The following is a 2,284-nucleotide window of genomic DNA, read 5'->3' on the forward strand; positions in this document are numbered from 1 at the left end:
CTTATCCCGGTTATATTGAACCCGAGCGGTATCATCCCAAGGCATATGACCCTCCATCTTCTCATCAAAGACGGTTGAATCACAACCTATTGATATCGCTCAACTACTTTTAAATCCGGCTCTCAGATAGTCGTGATAGCCATCAAGCTTGCTGCCTCGCAGAGGCCGTGGGCCATAAACAGGGGCTTCAAGCCCCTGATCAAGATATTTGCGCACGGTCTTGCGATCGCAACCAACCTGGCGCGCTATCGCACTCAGGCTCAGGCCCTGTCGTTTCAAATCCTGTATCAAAACAATTTCTCTCAGTCGGATCATCCGCAAAATCCCCCAATATCAGGGGACATTCGGGACGAAAATTTCGCAAATGCCAATCATGAGGGGCATGCCCCTCATGATTGGCAACTCAGCGCCAGACTGGGGAATTTTCACTTGCCCTTTTCGGGGAGAATAAACCGGCCACTAACATCAATGACTTCAGCCTTTTGGTCTGGATGTTGAGGGCGGCCAGATATGCGTACAAAGCCGAGGCGTCGCAGAAATCCCCGCACTCCACGATCCTTGTAGGAGACCCCAAACCGTTCTTCGAGCACGTGCACCAGATCCTGACTGCGCCAGACCGAGACGCCGTCCGTCTCGGGATCGGGACCTGCCTCCACGATGGTAATGAACTCCTTGATCTGTTCTGGGGTCAAACGCATAGGAGCACCGGTTGCCTTGTGATCAACAAGACCATCGGGGCCCTGTTCATTGAACCGAAGAACCCAATCTCGCAAAGTCTGGCGATCCATGCCACCAACCCTAGCGGCATCAGCCCGGCTCATACCGTCATAGACGGCAGCTATCGCCAACAGACGTCGGCTCTGTTTGGCATTGCGGCAGCCTTTGGCAAGATGGCGAAGACTGATCGCATCAAAATCATCGCGAAGAATCAAAGCGGCGGACATGGCAAATCTCCTTTGCCATGTTGAATCAGAAATCTTCTCAGAATGGAATCCCAAAAGAGTCAAAATTTCGTGCCAAGGGTATGATTGCCTCGTTGATAGGTACCTGCAAGCTCAATGGTATTGAGCCGTTCGATTATCTCAAGACTAGCCTCGAGAGGATTGCAAACAACCATCCTCAGTCCAGAATTGAGGAGTTGCTGCCCTGGGCAACCATCCCATCTACACATGATTACAGTAGTTGCCTGACTTCAAGAGAACTGTCATCGCCGTCTGAATGCATCGCTACTTTGATCAGATGATCAACCGTCTCCTCGAAATAAATCTCCAACTCGGTTTGCAAGGCGGAAAATTCCGTCCAGATGATCTCATCGAGAAAGCGCCGGGAGGTCCGGACTTGCACCGTCGTCCGCCGTTGGCGAAGATAACGATAGGGGCGGACATCATGTTTGCGGCATATGGCCACGAAAAGCCGCACCGACCAAGTGTCTGGCAGTGAAAACTTGAATTCCACCTCCGATGTAGCCTGTTCCTTCTTTAGTCCGCGCTGAACAATGCCTAGGCTCAGGACTCATTGAATCCACCATATGACGATGGCCGCGATGGTAATTGCAGCCATGAAAATGTCTGCACGCCGATCGTAACGGGTTGCAATGCGGCGCCAATCCTTAAGGCGCCCGAACATGTTTTCGATTTTATGGCGTTGTTTGTATTGTGTTTTACAAAATGAAGTAGGGGCTTTTCGTCCTTTGCGCGGTGGAATGCAGGATGCGATCCCTTTGGCATGAAGGGCAGCTCGGTATTCATCAGAATCGTAGCCCTTGTCGGCAATCATCGTCGCACCATTACCGTCAGGCAAAACCGGATACAGGATTTTGGCGCCGGTATGATCCGAGACCTGTCCCGCTGTCAGGCACATAGCAACCGGTCGCCCTTCTCCATCACACACGGCATGCAATTTGGTGTTCAATCCACCTTTTGTGCGGCCAATGTGGCGGGGAAGAAGCCCCCTTTTACCAGGCTTGACGCGGTGCGGTGGGCCTTCAAATGGGTGGCATCAATCATAAGCGTATCAGGCGGTCCATCCTGAGCTGACAAATGACTAAAAATACTGTCAAATACACCAAGCTCAGTCCAACGCCGGAAGCGGTTATAGAGCGTCTTGTGAGGGCCATACCCCTTCGGGGCATCCTTCCATTGAAGGCCGTTCTTTAATACGTAGCTGGAGACCCGCAAAAACCACCCAATTTGACCGATGGAACATCGTTGTGACCGGCGGCCACGGTTCATTGCAGCGCTGATTGCGCAGTTCTTGCGATATTTGGTCTGTTTTCTGCCCCTTC

3 protein-coding genes and 2 pseudogenes are annotated in these 2,284 nt (G+C 51.9%); 1 reads left to right on the forward strand and 4 read right to left on the reverse strand.

From position 1 onward, the window contains the following. Positions 1-165: 165 nt before the first annotated feature. Positions 166-315 (reverse strand): annotated as a pseudogene (locus FDK21_RS20430) (helix-turn-helix domain-containing protein); the annotation flags it as partial. Between the two features lie 110 nt (positions 316-425). Continuing rightward, positions 426-944 carry a helix-turn-helix domain-containing protein gene (locus tag FDK21_RS20435; RefSeq protein ID WP_138150702.1) on the reverse strand — a complete coding sequence of 173 codons (519 nt, stop codon included), beginning with the start codon at positions 942-944 and terminating at the stop codon, positions 426-428. Positions 945-1,033: 89 nt separating this feature from the next. Between FDK21_RS20435 and FDK21_RS21005 the strand changes: the two are divergent. Further along, positions 1,034-1,173, forward strand: a pseudogene (locus tag FDK21_RS21005) (transposase domain-containing protein); the annotation flags it as partial. Positions 1,174-1,512: 339 nt separating this feature from the next. On the opposite strand, the gene FDK21_RS20445 reads toward FDK21_RS21005, so the two are convergent. Both FDK21_RS20445 and FDK21_RS20450 read right to left on the reverse strand, forming a co-directional pair. Then, a complete protein-coding gene (locus FDK21_RS20445; protein ID WP_138150704.1) occupies positions 1,513-1,911 on the reverse strand; it encodes an IS5 family transposase in 399 nt (132 codons plus the stop codon). Continuing rightward, positions 1,908-2,284, reverse strand: a 377-nt coding sequence (locus FDK21_RS20450; RefSeq protein ID WP_138150705.1) for a transposase, incomplete at its 5' end; no start/stop codon positions are given. The genes FDK21_RS20450 and FDK21_RS20445, both read right to left, overlap by 4 nt.

Source organism: Cohaesibacter sp. CAU 1516 (genome assembly GCF_005771485.1).
GTDB classification, from domain to species: domain Bacteria; phylum Pseudomonadota; class Alphaproteobacteria; order Rhizobiales; family Cohaesibacteraceae; genus Cohaesibacter; species Cohaesibacter intestini.